At 63.9% G+C, this 18,044-nt stretch carries 18 protein-coding genes and 1 pseudogene; 13 read left to right on the top strand and 6 right to left on the bottom strand.

Annotated features, from left to right (window positions below; all coding sequences use genetic code 11):
* The 3 genes and pseudogenes from RA20_RS26150 to RA20_RS11820 form a co-directional block, all read right to left on the bottom strand.
* Nucleotides 1-88 (bottom strand): annotated as a pseudogene (locus tag RA20_RS26150) (YaaA family protein); the annotation flags it as partial.
* 42 nt (nt 89-130) lie between these two features.
* A complete protein-coding gene (recQ, locus tag RA20_RS11825) occupies nt 131-2,212 on the bottom strand; it encodes a DNA helicase RecQ (RefSeq protein WP_052248976.1) in 2,082 nt (693 codons plus the stop codon).
* Nucleotides 2,213-2,350: 138 nt separating this feature from the next.
* Entirely contained in the window at nt 2,351-2,638 is a 288-nt protein-coding gene (locus RA20_RS11820) for a YggT family protein (protein WP_039128614.1), read from the bottom strand.
* Nucleotides 2,639-2,783: 145 nt separating this feature from the next.
* Between RA20_RS11820 and RA20_RS11815 the strand changes: the two genes are divergently transcribed.
* From RA20_RS11815 to RA20_RS11760, 12 genes are all read left to right on the top strand, one after another.
* Entirely contained in the window at nt 2,784-3,332 is a 549-nt protein-coding gene (locus RA20_RS11815; RefSeq protein WP_039128673.1) for an acyl-CoA thioesterase, read from the top strand.
* A 49-nt stretch (nt 3,333-3,381) separates the two neighbouring features.
* Nucleotides 3,382-4,746 (top strand): MFS transporter, encoded by a 1,365-nt coding sequence (locus RA20_RS11810; RefSeq protein ID WP_039128611.1) that lies wholly within the window; start codon nt 3,382-3,384, stop codon nt 4,744-4,746.
* Complete coding sequence (mepA, locus tag RA20_RS11805) at nt 4,743-5,612, top strand: penicillin-insensitive murein endopeptidase (RefSeq protein WP_039128608.1); 870 nt, start codon at nt 4,743-4,745, stop codon at nt 5,610-5,612. The genes RA20_RS11810 and mepA overlap by 4 nt, the downstream gene beginning before the upstream one ends.
* On the top strand, nt 5,585-6,493 hold the full coding sequence (locus tag RA20_RS11800; RefSeq protein WP_039128606.1) for an esterase-like activity of phytase family protein: 909 nt from the start codon (nt 5,585-5,587) through the stop codon (nt 6,491-6,493). Before mepA ends, RA20_RS11800 begins: the two co-directional genes overlap by 28 nt.
* A gap of 191 nt (nt 6,494-6,684) precedes the next feature.
* Nucleotides 6,685-7,320, top strand: coding sequence for a queuosine precursor transporter (locus RA20_RS11795; protein WP_039128603.1), 636 nt, complete (start codon nt 6,685-6,687; stop codon nt 7,318-7,320).
* 259 nt (nt 7,321-7,579) lie between these two features.
* On the top strand, nt 7,580-7,999 hold the full coding sequence (gene arfB, locus RA20_RS11790) for an alternative ribosome rescue aminoacyl-tRNA hydrolase ArfB (protein WP_039128601.1): 420 nt from the start codon (nt 7,580-7,582) through the stop codon (nt 7,997-7,999).
* 64 nt (nt 8,000-8,063) lie between these two features.
* The gene (locus tag RA20_RS11785; protein WP_039128599.1) at nt 8,064-8,810 is read left to right on the top strand and encodes an SDR family oxidoreductase; all 747 of its coding nucleotides are present in this window, start codon (nt 8,064-8,066) and stop codon (nt 8,808-8,810) included.
* On the top strand, nt 8,807-9,160 hold the full coding sequence (locus RA20_RS11780; protein WP_039128596.1) for a cupin domain-containing protein: 354 nt from the start codon (nt 8,807-8,809) through the stop codon (nt 9,158-9,160). Before RA20_RS11785 ends, RA20_RS11780 begins: the two co-directional genes overlap by 4 nt.
* A gap of 83 nt (nt 9,161-9,243) precedes the next feature.
* Nucleotides 9,244-10,269 carry a P1 family peptidase gene (locus tag RA20_RS11775; protein ID WP_039128593.1) on the top strand — a complete coding sequence of 342 codons (1,026 nt, stop codon included), beginning with the start codon at nt 9,244-9,246 and terminating at the stop codon, nt 10,267-10,269.
* A 109-nt stretch (nt 10,270-10,378) separates the two neighbouring features.
* Nucleotides 10,379-10,840 carry a c-type cytochrome gene (locus tag RA20_RS11770; RefSeq protein WP_039128590.1) on the top strand — a complete coding sequence of 154 codons (462 nt, stop codon included), beginning with the start codon at nt 10,379-10,381 and terminating at the stop codon, nt 10,838-10,840.
* A gap of 153 nt (nt 10,841-10,993) precedes the next feature.
* Nucleotides 10,994-11,536, top strand: a complete 543-nt coding sequence (gene idi, locus RA20_RS11765; protein ID WP_039128587.1) for an isopentenyl-diphosphate Delta-isomerase — start codon at nt 10,994-10,996, stop codon at nt 11,534-11,536.
* A gap of 73 nt (nt 11,537-11,609) precedes the next feature.
* On the top strand, nt 11,610-12,866 hold the full coding sequence (locus tag RA20_RS11760) for a flavin-dependent oxidoreductase (RefSeq protein WP_039128584.1): 1,257 nt from the start codon (nt 11,610-11,612) through the stop codon (nt 12,864-12,866).
* A 237-nt stretch (nt 12,867-13,103) separates the two neighbouring features.
* On the opposite strand, the gene glpK is transcribed toward RA20_RS11760, so the two are convergent.
* From glpK to panB, 3 genes are all read right to left on the bottom strand, one after another.
* On the bottom strand, nt 13,104-14,588 hold the full coding sequence (glpK, locus tag RA20_RS11755) for a glycerol kinase GlpK (protein WP_039128581.1): 1,485 nt from the start codon (nt 14,586-14,588) through the stop codon (nt 13,104-13,106).
* Nucleotides 14,589-14,655: 67 nt separating this feature from the next.
* A complete protein-coding gene (gene panC, locus RA20_RS11750; RefSeq protein WP_039128578.1) occupies nt 14,656-15,516 on the bottom strand; it encodes a pantoate--beta-alanine ligase in 861 nt (286 codons plus the stop codon).
* 8 nt (nt 15,517-15,524) lie between these two features.
* Nucleotides 15,525-16,355 (bottom strand): 3-methyl-2-oxobutanoate hydroxymethyltransferase, encoded by an 831-nt coding sequence (panB, locus tag RA20_RS11745; protein ID WP_039128575.1) that lies wholly within the window; start codon nt 16,353-16,355, stop codon nt 15,525-15,527.
* A gap of 166 nt (nt 16,356-16,521) precedes the next feature.
* On the opposite strand from panB, the gene RA20_RS11740 reads away from it, so the two are divergent.
* Nucleotides 16,522-18,000, top strand: a complete 1,479-nt coding sequence (locus RA20_RS11740; protein ID WP_039128572.1) for an ABC transporter substrate-binding protein — start codon at nt 16,522-16,524, stop codon at nt 17,998-18,000.
* The last annotated feature ends 44 nt before the right edge of the window (nt 18,001-18,044 follow it).

Raw genomic sequence — 18,044 nt, 5'->3', positions numbered from 1 at the left:
CCGCCTCGTCATGCAGCTGCGGCCAGGTCATCTCCTGATCCCGCTCTGCCCAGTCCAGCTTCTTGGCCGGAGAGGTCACTACCAGCATATCTGCCCCCTAGATTTCTTGGCCTGATTTCTTGGCGCGACCCTAGCCCGCGCCGCGCAGGACGTCCAGAAACGCCTGGGCGAAACGTTCGGCGCGGCGCTCCCCTAACAGCCTTGTGATGCCGGTCTCGTCATCGCTGCGCATCTGGGCAACCTTGGCCAGCAGCGAGGCTGAGCACGTCAAGGGCTTCAGCGTGCCGCAGTCTCCGCGTGCGAGCTGCGCCTGCACTTCAAGGAGCGCGTCATAGACAGATCCCGCTTCACGGCCCGCCAGCTTGCGCCGTGCCGGGTGCAGCTGTTCAGCGGCACCGGTGATCACGCCGAGAAAATCATCGCCGTAGCGTTCAAGTTTTTTAGCGCCGACCCCGTTGATACGCGCCATCTGGTCGAGCGTTTCCGGGCGGTTTTCTGCCATCTCTATCAGGGTACGGTCGGGGAAGATCACATAGGCCGGCACTTTCTGCGCCTCTGCCAGCGCCCGGCGCTTGGCCTTCAGGGCTGACAGCAGCGGCGCATCTTCTTCCGAAACCAGCGCTTTCACCGCCGGGCGGCGGTCGGCCTTGCGGATGGTGTCCTTGCGCAAGCTGATCTGCTGCTCGCCGCGCAGCACCGGCTGGGCAGCCTCGGTGAAGCGCAGCGCGCCATGGCGTTCGGGGTCAGGGCGCAAGAGGTCGTGCCCCATCATTTGCCGGAACACCGCCTGCCATTCCCGCTTGCTGTATTCCTTGCCGCAGCCGAAAACCGAGAGCTGATCATGGCGGCGTGCCTGCACCCGCTCGGTTTCATTGCCCAACAGGATGTCGATCAGGTGGCCGGAGCCGAACCATTCCTCGGTTCTGAGCACCGCCGACAGCGCCTTGCGCACCGCAGTGGTGCCATCGAACACATCCGCAGGCGTGTCGCAAAGGTCGCAATTTCCGCAAGGCTCTGCCGTCTCGCCGAAGTAGCCAAGCAGTTTCTGGCGGCGGCAGTGCAGGGCCTCGGCCAGCCCCAGCAGCGCATTCAGCCGGGCATGATCGGCAGCCCGGCGTTCCGGCGGCGCCAGTCCCTCGTCGATCTGCGAGCGGCGCAGGCGGATGTCGTCGGGGCCGAACAGGGTGAGGGTTTCCGCAGGTGCGCCGTCGCGGCCCCCACGGCCGATTTCCTGGTAATAGGCCTCAATGCTTTTGGGCAGGTCGGCGTGGGCGACCCAGCGGATGTCGGGCTTGTCGATGCCCATGCCAAAGGCCACCGTTGCAACCACGATCAACCCGTCTTCGCGGGCAAAGCGGGTCTCGACAAAGCGGCGGTCCTCCGGGTCCATGCCGCCGTGGTAGAAACAGGCGCTGTGGCCCGCCTCGCGCAGCGCGGCCGAGAGCGCTTCGGTCTTGGCGCGGGTACCGCAGTAGACGATGCCGGACTGCCCTTTGCGGGCGGCGGCGAACTCCAGGATCTGGCGGCGCGGGCTGTCCTTGGCGCCGAAGGCCAGGTGGATGTTGGGCCGGTCAAAACCGCGCAGGAAGCTGCGGGGGGCGTCGCCGTCGAACAGCTTCTGGACAATCTCTTCCCGGGTTTCCTGGTCGGCGGTGGCCGTAAAGGCCGCCAGCGGCACGTCCAGAGCCTGGCGCAATTCGCCGATGCGCAGGTAGTCGGGGCGGAAGTCATGGCCCCATTGGCTGACGCAATGCGCCTCGTCCACTGCAATCAGGCTGACACCGATGCGGCGCAGCATGCCCATGGCGGCGCCGGAGGCGAGGCGTTCGGGCGCCATGTAGAGGAGTTTCAGGCGGCCCGCCTCAATCGCCTCCCAGACCATTTCGGTTTCTTCGTCCGTGTTGCCTGAGGTCAGAGCGCCTGCGTTGACACCAGCCTCCTGCAGGGCGCGAACCTGGTCGCGCATAAGCGCGATAAGAGGGGAAATCACAACGGTAATGCCGTCCCGCAATAGCGCAGGCAGCTGATAGCACAGTGACTTGCCGCCGCCGGTTGGCATGATCGCCAGCACGTTTTCCCCGGCAGTCACCGCGTCGACGATCTCCTCCTGCCCGGGGCGGAAAGCGTCAAAACCGAATATCTCACGCAGAACCGGGGACGCGCCAGAGAGTTCTGACGGAGTCAACTCAGCCTGTGATGCCGGGGCTGTCATGGGGGCTAGGGGCCTCAAAGTGGTGGTCTGCTCGTCTTTGCAGACACAATCCCACATGAGGAATCGGGCGGCAAGGGCCGCAAAGCAAAAGCCCGGCGGGTGCCGCCGGGCCCAAGACAAAAAGGCCTGATTTTCAGATCAGTAGAAGGCCGAAATATTGTTCACCAGAATGATGCGCACGGCGTAGACGGCGATCAGCACAACCAGCGGCGCCAGATCGATGCCGCCCATATTGGGCATCAGCCGGCGCACCGGGGCGTAGAGCGGTTCCAGGATCCGGTTCAGCATATACCAGATCTGCGCCACCAGCTGCTGGTGCAGGTTCAGCACCTGGAAGTTGATCAGCCAGCTCATGATCACATGGGCAATGATGAAGAACCAGACGATGTCCAGGATCAGCATCAGGATTTGGAACAGCGAGACCATCTGTATTTCCCTTTTTCGAACAGCCTCACAGGTAAGCAGCCTGCAGGAAATACGCAAGGCTTCCGCGAGGTTGCGGTTGACGTGCTGTAAACGGGTGGCATCACGGGCACATCGACGGCAGATGCGCAGCAAGGAGCCCGTGCCCATGTACCCGATTGTCCGCCTGATCAAGGATACCGTTCTGGCCAGCCGGATGGCGCCGCTGCCGATCACCGGCCTGCATGTCTCCCGCCACATCTGCTGGCCCTGGGATCTGGACATGTGGATGGAGCTGAACAACGGCCGCACCATGACGCTTTATGATCTGGGGCGCACCATGCTGGCCCAGCGGGTGGGGCTGATCAAAGCCCTGCGGCAGAACCGCTGGGGGCTGACGGTGGCAGGATCCTCAGTCCGCTACCGCCGCCGCATTCGCGGTTTCGAGAAGTTCGAGATGCGCAGCCGCGCGGCCGGATGGGATGATAAGTTTATCTATGTCGAGCAATCCATCTGGAAGAAAAGCGGCGAGTGCGCCAGCCATGTGATGCTGCGCACGGCTGTGACGGACCGCAGCGGCATCGTGCCGCCTGCGCGGGTGCTGGAGGCGCTAGGGCATGATGCAGCGGCTTCGCCTGAATTGCCCGAATGGATCCGGAACTGGTGCCAAGCGGATGCCGGCCGCCCCTGGCCGCCGATGCAGGACGGGCTTGCCTAGGCCCCTGCCCGCCTGTCATACCTGAAGCAACTATAACAAGAGGCCGGGTATGCAGCAGATATCCACGCGCAAGCGCATCTGGGGGTGGTGGTTCTTCGACTGGGCCAGCCAGCCGTATCAGACACTGCTTGTGACCTTTGTCTTCAGCCCGTTCTTTGCCGCTGTGGCAGCGGAGTATTTCATGGGGCAGGGGCTGGAGGATGAGGCCGCCAAGGCGCAGGCGCAGACCATCTGGTCGATGTGCCTGACAGTAACCGGGCTGATCATCGGCTTTGGCGCGCCGTTCCTTGGGGCGCTCGCGGATATCACCGGCAAGCGGCTGCCCTGGATCATGATGTTCTCGCTAATGTATCTGATCGGTGCCTGGGGACTGTGGTACATGGACCCGGACGGTTCCAACCTGTGGTGGATGCTGGTCAGCTTCGGCTTTGGCTTCATCGGTGCCGAGTTTGCGCTGATCTTCGTCAACGCACAGCTTCCGACACTGGCCAGCCGCGAAGACGTGGGCGACATCTCAGGCTCAGGATTTGCCTTCGGCTACCTCGGTGGCGTGCTGTCATTGTTCATCATGCTGCTTTTGTTTGTCGAGCAGGGAAACGGCAAGACCCTGATCGGCCTCAGCCCTGCCTTTGGCCTTGACGCTGAAGCGCGCGAAGGCACCCGCGCTGTCGGCCCCTTTGTTGCCGGCTGGTTTGCAATCTTCATGATACCCTACTTCCTGTGGGTGAAGGACCGCGGCGCAACCGGGCGCAAGGCAAGCCTGGGCAAGGCCTGGCAGAAAGTGGTCAAGCTGGTCTCGGGCCTGCGCCACCGGCTGAGCCTGGCCAGCTACCTCGGTTCTGCCATGTTTTACCGCGACGCGCTGAACGGGCTATACGGTTTCGGCGGCGTCTACGCCAAGCTGGTGCTGGGCTGGGAGATCACCCTGATCGGCGTCTTCGGCATCGTTGCAGCCTTTGCCGCCACGGTGTTCAGCTGGCTGGGCGGCAAGGCAGACCGGCGCTTGGGGCCCAAGCCGGTGATCATCGCCTCGATCCTGATCCTGACCCTTGTCTGCCTGGTCATCGTTTCCATGTCGCGCGAGCAGATCTTCGGCATCGCTCTGGCCGAGGGATCAGGCCTGCCCGATGCGGTGTTCTTTGGCTGCGGTGTGCTGATCGGAGGCTTTGGCGGCATCCTGCAATCGGCCAGCCGCAGCCTGATGGTGCGCCACACCAGCCCCGCCAATGCCACCGAGAGCTTTGGCCTTTACGGCCTGTCCGGCCGCGCCACCGCCTTTTTGGCGCCAATGCTGATCGGCGTTGCGACCACCGTGACCGGCAGCGCCCGGCTGGGGATCACCCCGGTCATCGCGCTGTTTCTGATCGGATTGATACTGTTGTTCTGGGTTCAAGCAGAAGGAGATCAGGATTGAGACTGTTCCTTGCCATATGTTTCGCGGTTGCTGGGTTATCAGTTCCGGCAAGCGCACAGACCCCCGCCAAGGCGCTGTTCGGGGCCAAGCCCAGCGCCTCGCAGCAGCGCCCTGCGCCCTTTGGTTCCTATGCCAAGGGCTGCGTGGCCGGCGCCGAGCAGCTGCCCGAGACCGGCCCCACCTGGCAGGCGATGCGGCTCAGCCGCAACCGCAATTGGGGCCACCCGGAGGCGGTTGATTTCGTCAAGGATCTCAGCCGCTTTGCCGCCACCCAGCCGGGCTGGAAAGGGCTTTACATCGGGGACATCAGCCAGCCGCGCGGCGGGCCGATGCTGTCTGGCCACCGCAGCCACCAGATCGGCCTCGATATCGACATCTGGATGCGCCCGCCGGACCGGCTGAACCTCAGCCGCAGCGCCCGCGAGAACATCTCCTCAATTTCCATGCGCCGGGCCAAGGGCGCCTATGTGAATTCCAGCTGGACCCGTGCCCACCACGAAATCCTCAAAGCCGCTGCCCAGGACAAACGGGTGGCGCGGATCTTTGTCTTTCCGGGCGCCAAGGTGCAGATGTGCAACGACGAGAAAGGCAGCCGGAAATGGCTGCGCAAGATCCGGCCCTGGTGGGGGCACCACTACCATTTCCATGTGCGGCTGGCCTGCCCGCGCGGCGCCCGCGGCTGCGTTGACCAGGCTGCTCCGCCCAAGGGCGACGGCTGCGCCGATGCCCAGCGCTGGGTCAATGACATTCTGAACCCGCCGCCGCCGAAACCGGCTGACCCCAACGCGCCAAAGCCTAAACCGCGGCGCGACTACACCTTATCGGACCTGCCACAGCAATGCGCCGCCGTTCTGCAGTCAAACTGATCCTGTCCCTGGCCGCCGCTGCCAGCCTGGCGGCGGCGGCCTATGCTGCAAACCGGCCCGGCGCCAGCGGGCAGGCACGGTTTCTGGGCAGCTACACCTGGACGCTGAACCAGCCCTGGTTCGGCGGTTTTTCAGCGTTGAAACTCACCGAAGGCGGCACTGCCATGACGGTTCTCAGCGACCGCGCCACACTGGTCACAACCAAAGTCCAGCGCCGTGATGGCACCATCGCAGGCGTCACCGCAGAAGCTGCACACAGGCTTCGGGCCTCTACCGGCAAACAGCTGAAAGGCCGGGCCGGGGACAGCGAAGGCCTCGCCGTGGCAGCGGACGGCAGCCGCTACATCTCTTTCGAAGGCGCTGCCCGGGTGGCACGCTACCTGCGCCCCGGGGACCGCGCCAAGGTGCTGCCGCGCCCCAAAGCCTTCCGCAGACTGCCGCCCAACAAGTCGCTGGAGACCCTGGCCATTGATTCCCGGGGACGTCTCTACACGATGCCGGAGCGGGCGCTGGACGCGCGCGGGCAGATCCCGGTCTGGCGCTGGAACGGAAGCCGCTGGTCCCGGCCCTTCAGCCTGCCGCCCGAGGGAGGCTTTCTGCCGGTGGACGCGGACTTTGGCCCCGACGGGCGGTTTTACCTGCTGGAGCGCGACTTTACCCTGCTTGGCTTCCGCAGCCGCTTGCGCCGCTGGGACATCACCGCTGCGGGCCCGGTGAATGAGGCTGTTCTGCTGCAAACCCGGGCCGGCACCCATGACAATCTCGAAGGGCTGTCGGTCTGGCGCACCGCAGGCGGAGAGCTGCGGGCAACCATGGTATCGGACGACAACTTCCTGCCGCTGCAGCGCACCGAGCTGGTGGAATACGCCCTGCCCCGCTGAGCCAGGCACCCGCGCCGCGCCAGCGGCGCCACGCCCAACTGCAAGCTTCAGCCTTTGGCTGCGGCGGCGCAGGCGGGAGCCCTCCCGGGCGGCCCTTCCCTTGCAGTGACGGTTCAGACGCCTTACAAGGGCCGGTCTTCCGCTCCCGCGGAACAAACCGCCGCGACCTTGTCTAAAAAACGGAACCGACAATGAACCGCTCGCATATCCCTGGCATTGCTGCCATGGCCGCTGTTGTTGCGGCCTCCAACATCCTGGTGCAGTTCCTGTTCGGCCAATGGCTGACCTGGGGCGCCTTCACATATCCCATCGCCTTCCTGGTCACCGATGTGATGAACCGGGTCTATGGCACTTCGGCGGCCCGCAAGGTCGTCTTCGCCGGTTTCATCGCAGGCGTCCTCTGCTCGCTGATCGGCACCCAGGTCATGCTGGAGGGCGACGGCTTCACCTACCCGGCCGTTACCCTGCGCATCGCCATCGGCTCCGGCCTTGCCTTCCTGACCGCGCAGATGCTGGATGTCGCCGTCTTCTCCGCCCTGCGCGAAGGCAAATGGTGGCGGGCGCCGCTGGCCTCCACCCTGATCGGCTCCTCGGTCGACACTGCCCTGTTTTTCTCCATCGCCTTTTCCGGTGCGCTCAGCTGGCTGGAGCCCGCAAATGATGTCTCCTGGGCCGCCGAGATCCTGCCCTTGCTGGGAACCGGCCCGGCGGCGCCTCTTTGGGTGTCCCTTGCCGTGGCCGATTGGCTGGTGAAACTTTCCCTCGCACTCCTCGCTCTTGTGCCCTTCCGCATCATCGTGCGTAAGCTCACCGCAAATACCACATGATTTTGTTTTGACATTAACCGAATCTGTGGCAGGCTGAGGGCACACGAAACATTCAGAAAGGAGGTGCCCATTGTCTAGAGAAGCTATGGAGAGCAGTGCCGGAACAGTTCAGAAGGAGTGCGGCCGAGGCAGCCCTTGGCGCGTATAGATATTTGAATTGGTGCTGACCTAACTGGTGCACCTCCTATCATCTCGAAGGGCTGTTCCCGCGTGTGGGAGCGGCCCTTTCGCTTTCAATGCCGCCCTGCAATAACCAGCCATGATCCGCATCAACGACCAAATCACCCTGCAGGACTGGGAAATGACCGAGAGCTTCATGCGCGCCTCGGGCCCCGGCGGGCAGAATGTGAACAAGGTGGCCACTGCCGTCGAACTGCGGTTCGAGGCCGCCCGCTCGCCTGCGCTCGCGCCTGCGGTCAAATCCCGGCTGAAACGGCTGGCCGGACGCCGCTGGACGAAGGAAGGCGCCATCATCCTGCAATGCGACGAGACCCGCTCGCAGCAGAGGAACCGCGAGATTGTGCGCGAACGCCTGGCCGAACTGGTGCGCAAGGCGCTGGTGGCGCCCAAGCGGCGGATCGCCACCAAACCCACCCGCGGTTCGGTCAAACGCCGGCTGGAGGCCAAGAAGCAGCGCGGCGAGCTGAAAGCGACGCGCGGTAAGATCGACCCGGACTGACTTGGGATTGCGCCGCCGCCCGGCCCGGCCCATTCTGACGCCAAACAATTTGGGAGGGAGAACCATGCGGCTGGAGGGAAAATCCGCCATCGTCACCGGCGGCGCCTCGGGGTTCGGCGCGGGCATCGTCCGGAAGTTTCTGACTGAGGGTGCCCGGGTGATGATCGCAGACATCAACGGGGCCGCGGCAGAGGAAATGGCCTCAGGCCTGGGCAGCAAGGCCCTGGCGCAAACCGTGGATGTCTCTGACCGCGCCTCGGTCAATGCCATGGCTGAGGCCGCGCTGGACGCCTTCGGGCACCTCGACATTCTGGTCAACAACGCAGGAGTCACCCATCTGCCCGCCCCGCTGGAAGAGATCACCGAGGCGGATTTCGACCGGGTGATCGGCGTCAACATGAAGTCAGTCTACCTGACCGCCCGCGCGCTGGTGCCGCAAATGAAGGAGCGCCGGTCCGGCGCCATCCTGAATGTCGCGTCCACTGCGGGCGTCTCTCCCCGCCCCAACCTCAACTGGTACAACGCCTCCAAAGGCTGGATGATCACCGCCACCAAAACCATGGCAGTCGAACTCGCCCCGCATGGGGTGCGGGTCAATGCGATCAATCCGGTGGCGGGTGAAACCCCGCTCCTCAAATCCTTCATGGGCGAAGACACTCCGGAGCGGCGCGCGCAGTTTCTGTCGACCATCCCGATCGGCCGGTTTTCCACACCAGAGGATATGGGCAATGCCGCCTGTTACCTGTGTTCAGATGAAGCCGGCATGGTGACCGGCGTCGCCATGGAAGTGGACGGAGGCCGCTGCATATGAAACCCGTGAACCTGGCAGAGAAGCTGGCGATGTTTTCCAGCCACTGGGACCCGCATGTGGTGGCGGACTACAACGGCAACGACGTAATGGTGGTGAAGTTCCAGGGCGAGTTTCCCTTTCATGTCCACCCCGGCACCGATGATTTCTTCCTGGTGCTCGAGGGTGAAATGGTGATGGACATCGAAGGCCGGCCGCCGCAGACCGTGCGCCAGGGCGAACTGTTTGTGGTGCCCAAGGGCATCACCCACCGCCCCCGCGCCGAACAGGAATGCAAGGTGCTGCTGATTGAACCCAAAGGAGAGCCGAACAGCGGCGATCCGGCAACTGCAGCGCCCAAGCCGCGGATCTGACCCCGCACCTTCTTCTTTGCGCCAAATACTCCCGCCGGAGGCCGCGCGCGCCAGCGCGCTTCCAATTGGAAAGGACAGCCATCATGCTCCCCGGCCCCAGAAACCTCATCACCGATGTGCCCGGCATACTTGCCGGCAACGCTCAGGACCAAGCGCTGAAGTCCGGCACCACGGTTCTGACTGCTGATCAGCCTTTCACCGCCTCGGTGCACGTCATGGGCGGCGCGCCGGGCACCCGGGAAACCGATCTGCTGGCGCCGGACAAATCGGTGGCAAAAATCGACGCGCTGGTGCTTTCGGGCGGCTCTGCCTTCGGGCTGGATGCCTGCTCCGGAGTGATGGACGCGCTCAGGGCCAAGGGGCGCGGCTTTCCGGTTGGCCCGGCACGGGTGCCGCTGGTGCCGGGCGCAATTCTGTTCGACCTGCTGAACGGCGGCGAAAAAGACTGGGGCGAAAACCCCTACCGCGCCCTGGGGCGGGCTGCGTTTGAGGCCGCAGCAAAGGAATTCAGCCTGGGAACCGCTGGTGCGGGAACAGGTGCCACGACGGCCATGCTCAAGGGCGGGCTGGGCTCGGCCTCGCTGGTGCTGGAGAGCGGCGTCACGGTGGGGGCGCTGGTGGCAGCCAACCCGATGGGTTCTGTGACCACCCCCGGCGACAAACACTTCTGGGCCGCCCCCTTTGAAATCGACGGCGAGTTCGGCGGTATCGGCCCCGACCCAAGCGGCGGGCTGGGCCGGAGCCGCGACAGCCGCAAGATCGCCGCTATGACACAATTGAGCGGCGGGGCCGGCCTGCCGGAAGAGCGCGCCAATACCACCATTGCCATCGTGGCCACCGATGCGGAGCTGTCCAAGGCGCAATGCCTGCGCCTGGCGACCGCCGCCCATGACGGTATCGGCCGCGCCATCGTGCCCGCCCATTCACCCAGCGATGGCGACCTGGTGTTTGCCGCCAGCACCGGAACACGCGTGCTGAACCAGCCGGAGGCGGAGCTGGGCGTCCTGTGCCACGCGGCTGCGCTGTGCCTGGCCCGCGCCATTGCCCGCGCTGTCTTTCACGCCCGGCCCGAATCCGGCGACCTGCTGCCCTGCTGGTCAGCCCCCTGAAAGGCAGCCGCTTTCTGCCGGGACTTTGACGCGCGTCAAACTGCCGGTTGACACTGCCCGCTATTGAACCATGAGTCACACGTGCCAACTCAAAACTGGAGCAAGCAATATGAAACCTCTTATCACTGCCGCCATTTTCGGCCTCCTCGCCGCCCCCGCCTTTGCCGAAGGCGACCCGGCCAAGGGCGAAAAGGGGTTCAACAAATGCAAATCCTGCCACACCGTCACCTCCGATACCGGCGACGTCATCGTCAAGGGCGGCAAGACCGGTCCCAACCTGTGGGGCATTGCCGGCCGCACCGCGGGCACCGTTGATGGTTTCAAATACGGCAAGGATCTGGTGGCTGCAGGCGAAGCCGGCCTGGTCTGGGACGAAGAGAAATTTGTCGCCTTCACTGCCGACCCCAAGAAATTCCTGCAGGCTGAAACCGGCAGCTCCAAAGCCAAGTCGAAGATGTCCTTCCGCCTGAAGAAGGGCGGCGAAGACATCTTTGCCTTCCTGTCCAGCCACGGCCCTGCCCCGGCTGAAGAGGCCGCAGCAGAAGAAAGCGCAGAAGCCGCCTCCGAATAAACCTGCCCCCGGTACAAGCGGGCCATGAAGCCGCGGCATTTTCGCCGCGGCTTTTCGCGTAATTGCTTTCGTAACCTGCAGGCGGTAGCGGTAGAAGACGGATTTTGCGAAATGCGGCATGCCGCACCATTTGAACACCGTCACGGACACAGCATGAGCCACATGATCCCCGCCTGGGTGAACGGCGATTTGACACCGGTTGACAAGCTCGCAGCGCATGAGCGCGGGCTGAAGCACAAGGCGGTCTCCGTCTTTGTGGTGAAAGGCGTGGAAATCCTGATGCAGCGCCGCGCGATGGGCAAGTACCACACCCCGGGGCTGTGGGCGAACACCTGCTGCACCCATCCAATGTGGGACGAGCAGCCATCGGCCTGTGCGGTGCGGCGGATGCAGGAGGAACTGGGCATCTCCGGTCTCTACCCCGAATTCCGCCATCATCTGGAGTACCGCGCCGATGTCGGCAATGGTCTGGTCGAGCATGAAGCCGTGGATGTCTTTCTGGCCCATGTGCACCGTCCCTTGAAAGTGGTCCCCAATCCGGAAGAGGTGATGGAGACCCGCTGGGTCGACTATCATGACCTTCTCGCCGAAGTGAGCCGCCACCCGGAGCGTTTCACGCCCTGGCTCAAGATCTACCTGCACAACTACGCCGATGTAATTTTCGGCCCCGACCTGATCATCGCCGGCAGAGGCTGAAGCACACCCCCGCCTGTTGTTCCTGCACCAAGGCTGTGGTCATGTGTCCGGGCAAATAGGAGGCATACTTACCATGACCGTTCTTATCGCCGGCGGCGGCATCGCGGGTCTGACGCTTGGCCTGACCCTGCATCAGATTGGTGTGCCGTTTCATATCTTTGAATCCGTCCCGGAGCTGAAACCGCTGGGCGTGGGCATCAACCTGCAGCCCAATGCGGTGCGGGAGCTTCATGACCTGGGGCTGGATGCAGAACTTGACGCCATCGGCGTGAAGACCCGGCAGCTGGGGTTTTACAGCAAACTGGGCAAGACAATCTGGGAGGAGCCCCGCGGCACTTTGGCGGGTTATGCCTGGCCGCAGTACTCGGTGCACCGGGGGAAGCTGCAGATGATGCTGTACCAGGCGCTGATAGCGCGCGCCGGGCCCGTCTGCCTCAGCACTGGGGCGCGGGCCGCAGGCTTTGAGACCACCGCCGGCGGTGCCGCTCTGCGGCTTGCAGACGGCCGAAGGATTGATGGCAAGCTTGTGATTGCCGCCGATGGCATCCATTCAGCCCTGCGCAGGCAGATGGTGCCGGGTGAGGGAGAGCCCATCTGGAACGGCCGCATCCTGTGGCGTGCCACGGCGCAGGCACCGGAGTTCAAAGGCGGCGCGGCGATGGCAATGATCGGCCATGACCTGCTGCGGCTGGTGGCCTACCCGGTCTCGCAGCCAGGCGAAGATAGCCTGGTGACGATGAACTGGATTGCCGAGAAGAGCTTTGACCCAACGTCTTCCTGGCGCAAGGAAGACTGGAACCGGCCTGCGGACACGGCGGAGTTCCTGCCGGACTTTGCAAACTGGCGGTTCGGCTGGATTGATGTGCCGGCCCTGATCAGCGGGGCGGAGGCGGTTTATGAATACCCGATGGTGGACCGCGACCCGCTGCCCCGCTGGACCACGGGCAATGCCACTCTGATGGGCGACGCCGCGCATCCGACCTATCCGGTCGGCTCCAACGGCGCCAGCCAGGCGATCGTAGATGCCCGGGTGATCGGCGCAAAACTGCTGGAGCACGGTGTGACTGCCGCCGCACTCCAGGCCTATGAGGCCGAAGTGCGGCCGCTCACCACGGCAGTGGGGCTGGCCAACCGTGCAGGCGGCGGGCCGGACGGCGTTCTGCAGAGGGTCGAAGATCTCTGCGGCGGCGACTTCCAAGACATCACCGATGTGATCCCGCAGGCAGATCTCGCCGCCCATGCCGCCAAATACAAGTCCATTGCCGGCTTCTCCATCGAGGACCTGAACGCGCGTCCCGCAACCATCCCGGCAGGCGCCTGCGTCGGCTGAGGCACGTACTCCGGCCAGCCGCGGGTCAAGGGCGGCACAGCCGCCGTGCCGCAGGCACGGTGCACCCTTGAGGCGCGGATGGCCTGAACAAACTTGGAAAAGCGCGTTTAAGGGCAGTTCCGGCCTTAAACCGCTTCTCAGCGGAAAGAAAACGCCGCGCAAAGCGCGGCGCTACGCCCAACTGTGAGGACGCATTCTTTGAATGCGGCGTGAACAGGCGGGAGCCGCCCCCGTGCCCTACACCCCGATCACCGCTTGCACTGCGCGCTGCCAGCGGGCGTACGCCGCTTCGCGGGCCTCCGGCTGCATCATCGGGGTGAACTGGCGGTCAAGCTTCCAAGTCGCCGCAAACCCCGCTTGGTCCGGATAGATCCCGGCCCGCATCCCCGCCAGCCAGGCGGCGCCGAGTGCGGTTGTTTCCTGCATCACCGGGCGGTCAACCGCGGCGCCCAAGAGGTCCGACAGGCTCTGCATGGTCCAGTCGCTGGCGCTCATGCCGCCGTCGACACGCAGGGTCACATTGGTCTCGCCGCCCCAGTCGGCCCGCATCGCCTCCCACAGGTCGCGGGTCTGATAGGCGACGCTTTGCAATGCGGCGCGGGCAAATTCCGCAGGCCCCGAGTTGCGGGTCAGGCCAAAGACCGCGCCCTGGCAGTCCGGCTTCCAGTAAGGCGCGCCAAGACCGGTGAAGGCAGGAACCAGGATCACGTCCTGGCCCGGGTCCGCCCGCAGCGCCAGTTCACCGGATTGCGCGGCCTGTTCGATAATCCCAAGCCCATCGCGCAGCCATTGCACCGCGGCACCGGCGATAAAGATCGAGCCTTCCAGCGCATATGTCGGCTTACCGTCCAGCTGATAGGCGATGGTGGTCAGCATCCGGTTCTTGGATTCCACCGGCGCATCGCCGGTGTTCAGAAGTGCAAAGCACCCCGTCCCATAGGTGGATTTCATCATCCCCGGTTGAAAACAGGCCTGGCCGATGGTCGCCGCCTGCTGATCGCCGGCCACGCCTAGGATCGGAATCGCACCGCCCAGGATCTCCGGATCGGTGGTGCCGAAATCGGCGGCGCTGTCCTTCACCTCCGGCAGCATCTGCTGCGGCACATCCAAAAGATCGCTGATGGTGCGGCTCCAGCGGCCCTTGCGGATGTCATACATCAGCGTCCGGGCGGCGTTGGTGGCGTCGGTTGCGTGCGAGGCACCGCCAGTGAGGCGCCAGATCAGGAAGCTGTCCACCGTGCCGAACAGCAACTCGCCTGCTTCCGCCTTCTGCCGCGCACCGTCCACGGTATCGAGGATCCATTTCACCTTGGTGCCGGAGAAATACGGATCAAGCAGCAGGCCGGTTCGGTCGGTGACCATCTCTTCATGGCCTGCCGCGCGCAGTTCATCGCAAATGGCTGCGGTGCGGCGGTCCTGCCAAACGATGGCATTGTGGATCGCCTTACCTGTGGATCTGTCCCAGACCACCGTGGTTTCGCGCTGGTTGGTAATGCCGATACCCGCGATGTCCGCAGCAGACGCATCCAGATCCGCCATCACCTTGCGGCAAACGGCAACGGTGGTCTCCCAGATTTCCTCCGGGTCATGCTCCACCCATCCCGCCTGCGGGTAATGCTGGGTGAACTCCTGCTGTGCGGTGCCCGCGACCTGCATGCCTGCATCAAACAGGATTGCCCGGGTCGACGTGGTGCCCTGATCAATTGCCAGAATATAGGTCATCGGCTGCCCTCCAGTCTCCTCTGACCGGGGACAATAAACGCAAAACTGTTACCGCTGCCAGCCCTTACTAAGATTTTAGTTCGCGAACTTCGATATTGTCGATCAACCGGACGCCATCCATCCAGGCAGCCGCCAGCAGCCGGGCCGGACGGGAGGGCGTGTCCAGCGCCTCCAGCGTTTCTGCACAGCGCAGGTCGAAATACTCGACATCGCCAAAACCCGCTTCTGCCAGCGCCTCCCGGGCTGCAGCCTCCAGTGGCGACCAGGGTTCACCGGCTGTTGCTTTGGCCGCGGCCTCGCGCATGGCCGCGTTCAGTGCCGCAGCCTTGGCAAGCGCCTTATCAGACAGCAGCAGATTGCGCGAGGACATCGCCAAACCGGACGCTTCGCGCACGGTCTCGCAGCCGACCACCTCAATCGGAATATCCAGATCGCGGGCCATGCGGGTCACCACCATCAGCTGCTGATAGTCCTTTTGGCCAAAAAACGCCTTGTCCGCGCTGGTCTGCAGGAACAGCTTGGCGACCACTGTGGCCACCCCGTCGAAATGGCCGGGGCGGAACGGACCCTCCATCACCGCTGTGATGCTGCCGCCGACCGAGACATTGGTGGCGTAGCCGTCGGGGTAAATCTGGTCCGGGTCCGGACAATAAATCAGGTCGACGCCAAGGTGCGCGAGTTTTTCGGCGTCTTCGTTTTCGGTGCGCGGGTAATTGGCCAGATCCTCCGGCTTGTTGAACTGCTTGGGGTTCACGAAGATGGTCACGATCACCCGGTCGCAGGCCTGTTTGGCGGCTGCGGCCAGCGACAGGTGGCCCGCATGCAGTGCGCCCATGGTCGGCACCAGGCCGATGGATTCGCCGTTGCGGCGCCATTCAGCGGTCTTGGCGCGCAGGTCAGACAGGCGGCGCAGGATCGGTGCGGTCATTTGGGTCGTCATCCTTTGGAGGGCGCCTGGTCGGCAAAGACATGTTCGGCTGCCGGGAACGAACGGGCGCGCACCTCGGCGGCATATTCGGCAATCGCAGCTTCCGCCAGCGGGCCAAGGTCGGCGTAGCGTTTCACGAACTTCGGCTTGAAGGCGGTGAAGAAGCCCAGCATGTCGTCGACCACCAGGATCTGCCCGTCACAGCCGGCGCTGGCGCCAATGCCGATGGTGGGGATCGCCACCTCCGCGGTGATCTTATCGGCCAGCACCTGCGGCACCTTCTCCAGCACCACCGAGAAGGCTCCGGCCTCTGCCACGGCACGGGCATCGGCCAGCACGGCCTCTGCTTGCTCCTCGCGGCCCTGCACCTTGTAGCCGCCCAGCGTGTTGATCGACTGCGGCGTGAGGCCAATATGCGCCATCACCGGGATGCCGCGCTTGACCAGGAAGCGGATGGTCTCTGCCATCTCGACGCCGCCTTCCAGCTTGACCGCGGCGCAGCCGGTCTCACTCATCAGCCGGGCAGCGTTGCGGAAGGCCTGCTGCGGGCTTTCCTCGTAAGAGGCAAAGGGCATGTCGATGACCAGCATTGCCTTGTCCAGCCCGCGGGACACCGCCTGGCCGTGCAGGATCATCATTTCCATTGTGACGGACAAGGTCGAGGTCAGACCATGCAGCACCATACCGACGCTGTCACCAACCAGAACAAAGTCGCAATGGGCGTCCATCAGCCGCGCCATCGGCGTTGTGTAGGCAGTAAGGCTCACCAAAGGCGTGCCGCCCTTGCGGGCCCGGATGTCTTCGGCGTTGGGCGCCTGTTTCTTGGCTGTTGCGCTCATGGCTTCCTGTCCGCGGTTCCTTAAGTGCGCACGGATTATCAATTAACGCCGCGTGCTTCCAGTGCGCGAAATGTCCCTAGCCCTTGATTACGCCCGGGAAAGTGGGAAACTCGTTTCCCATAAGCGCCGTTCAGGGCCCGAGTATAGCACATCAGGGAGATTTCAAATGGCATTCAAATCATTCGTTCTTGCGGCAAGTTCCGCGCTGGCCCTGATGGCGGGCAGCGTCTGGGCCAAGGACAGCGTCACCATCGCCATGCAGCTGGAGCCGCCGCATCTGGACCCGACCAGCGCCGCTGCACAGGCCATCGACTCGGTGGTTTACAGCAACATCTTCGAGGGGCTGACCCGGTTCATGGGCGACGGTTCGGTGGTACCGGGGCTGGCCGAGAGCTGGGAGATCTCTGAGGACGGAACCGTTTATACCTTCCGCTTGCGTTCGGGCGTGACATTCCACGACGGCAGCACGATGGATGCGGAAGATGTGAAATTCTCGCTCGACCGCGCCCGGGCCGAGGACAGCACCAACGCGCAGAAAGCGCTGTTTGCCGGGATCACATCAGTGGAAGCGGTGGACCCGCAGACGGTGAAGATCACGCTGGATGGGCCAAACGGCAGCTTCCTGTTCAACCTGGCCTGGGGCGACGCGGTGATCGTGGCGCCTGAGAGCATCGGGGATATCAAGACAAACCCCATCGGCACCGGCGCCTATAGGTTCCAGGAATGGGTGCAGGGCGACCGCATCAGCCTGGCCCGCAACCCGGACTACTGGGGCACACAGCCCGCGCTGGCCTCGGCCACATTCAAGTTCATCTCCGACCCCACAGCCGCCTTTGCTGCGATGATGGCCGAGGATATTGACGCTTTCGACAACTTCCCGGCACCGGAGAATCTGCCGCAGTTTGAGGCTGATCCCCGGTTCCAGGTGCTGGTCGGCTCCACCGAGGGCGAAACAATCCTCTCGACCAACAACAAACAGGCGCCGTTTGATGACTTGCGCGTGCGCGAGGCGGTGGCCCATGCCATAAACCGGCAGGCGATCATCGACGGCGCCATGTTTGGCTATGGCACCCCGATCGGCACCCATTTTGCGCCGCATAACCCGGCCTACAAGGATCTGACAGGCGCATCCTCCTACGACCCGGAAAAAGCCAAGGCACTGCTGGCTGAAGCAGGTTTTGCTGACGGGTTTGAGACCACCCTGCACCTGCCGCCGCCCTCCTATGCACGGCGCGGCGGCGAGATCATCGCGGCGCAGCTGGCCGAGGTTGGGATCAAGGCCGAGATCATCAATGTGGAATGGGCGCAATGGCTGGAGACGGTGTTCCGCGGCAAGAATTTCGGCCTGACCATCGTCAGCCATACCGAGCCGATGGACATCGGTATCTATGCCAGGCCCGAGTATTACTTCCAATACGACAGCAAGCCTTTCCAGGATCTGATGGCCAGGCTGAACGCCACTACTGACCCCGGTGCCCGGACCGCGCTGCTGCAGGAGGCGCAGGAGATGATTTCGGCAGACTACGTGAACGGCTACTTGTTCCAGCTGGCGAAACTGGGGGTCGCCAAAGCCGGGTTGCAGGGGTTGTGGGAGAATGCACCCACGGCGGCCATCGACCTGAGCGCGCTGAGCTGGGCGGAATAAACATCGCCGAACTCTTTCCCGGCGGCACCGCCGGGCAGCGCCTG

Source organism: Leisingera sp. ANG-Vp (assembly GCF_000813725.1).
GTDB lineage: Bacteria > Pseudomonadota > Alphaproteobacteria > Rhodobacterales > Rhodobacteraceae > Leisingera.
Note: the sequence above shows the minus strand (reverse complement) of the source record. Positions and strands in the feature narration are given on the sequence as shown.

Coding starts and splice junctions, on each gene's coding strand:
- recQ (WP_052248976.1), bottom strand. CDS start 2,212: ATGACAGCCCCGGCATCACAGGCTGAGTTGACTCCGTCAGAACTCTCT.
- RA20_RS11820 (WP_039128614.1), bottom strand. CDS start 2,638: ATGGTCTCGCTGTTCCAAATCCTGATGCTGATCCTGGACATCGTCTGG.
- RA20_RS11815 (WP_039128673.1), top strand. CDS start 2,784: ATGTACCCGATTGTCCGCCTGATCAAGGATACCGTTCTGGCCAGCCGG.
- RA20_RS11810 (WP_039128611.1), top strand. CDS start 3,382: ATGCAGCAGATATCCACGCGCAAGCGCATCTGGGGGTGGTGGTTCTTC.
- RA20_RS11800 (WP_039128606.1), top strand. CDS start 5,585: ATGCGCCGCCGTTCTGCAGTCAAACTGATCCTGTCCCTGGCCGCCGCT.
- RA20_RS11795 (WP_039128603.1), top strand. CDS start 6,685: ATGAACCGCTCGCATATCCCTGGCATTGCTGCCATGGCCGCTGTTGTT.
- arfB (WP_039128601.1), top strand. CDS start 7,580: ATGATCCGCATCAACGACCAAATCACCCTGCAGGACTGGGAAATGACC.
- RA20_RS11785 (WP_039128599.1), top strand. CDS start 8,064: ATGCGGCTGGAGGGAAAATCCGCCATCGTCACCGGCGGCGCCTCGGGG.
- RA20_RS11780 (WP_039128596.1), top strand. CDS start 8,807: ATGAAACCCGTGAACCTGGCAGAGAAGCTGGCGATGTTTTCCAGCCAC.
- RA20_RS11775 (WP_039128593.1), top strand. CDS start 9,244: ATGCTCCCCGGCCCCAGAAACCTCATCACCGATGTGCCCGGCATACTT.
- RA20_RS11770 (WP_039128590.1), top strand. CDS start 10,379: ATGAAACCTCTTATCACTGCCGCCATTTTCGGCCTCCTCGCCGCCCCC.
- idi (WP_039128587.1), top strand. CDS start 10,994: ATGAGCCACATGATCCCCGCCTGGGTGAACGGCGATTTGACACCGGTT.
- RA20_RS11760 (WP_039128584.1), top strand. CDS start 11,610: ATGACCGTTCTTATCGCCGGCGGCGGCATCGCGGGTCTGACGCTTGGC.
- glpK (WP_039128581.1), bottom strand. CDS start 14,588: ATGACCTATATTCTGGCAATTGATCAGGGCACCACGTCGACCCGGGCA.
- panC (WP_039128578.1), bottom strand. CDS start 15,516: ATGACCGCACCGATCCTGCGCCGCCTGTCTGACCTGCGCGCCAAGACC.
- panB (WP_039128575.1), bottom strand. CDS start 16,355: ATGAGCGCAACAGCCAAGAAACAGGCGCCCAACGCCGAAGACATCCGG.
- RA20_RS11740 (WP_039128572.1), top strand. CDS start 16,522: ATGGCATTCAAATCATTCGTTCTTGCGGCAAGTTCCGCGCTGGCCCTG.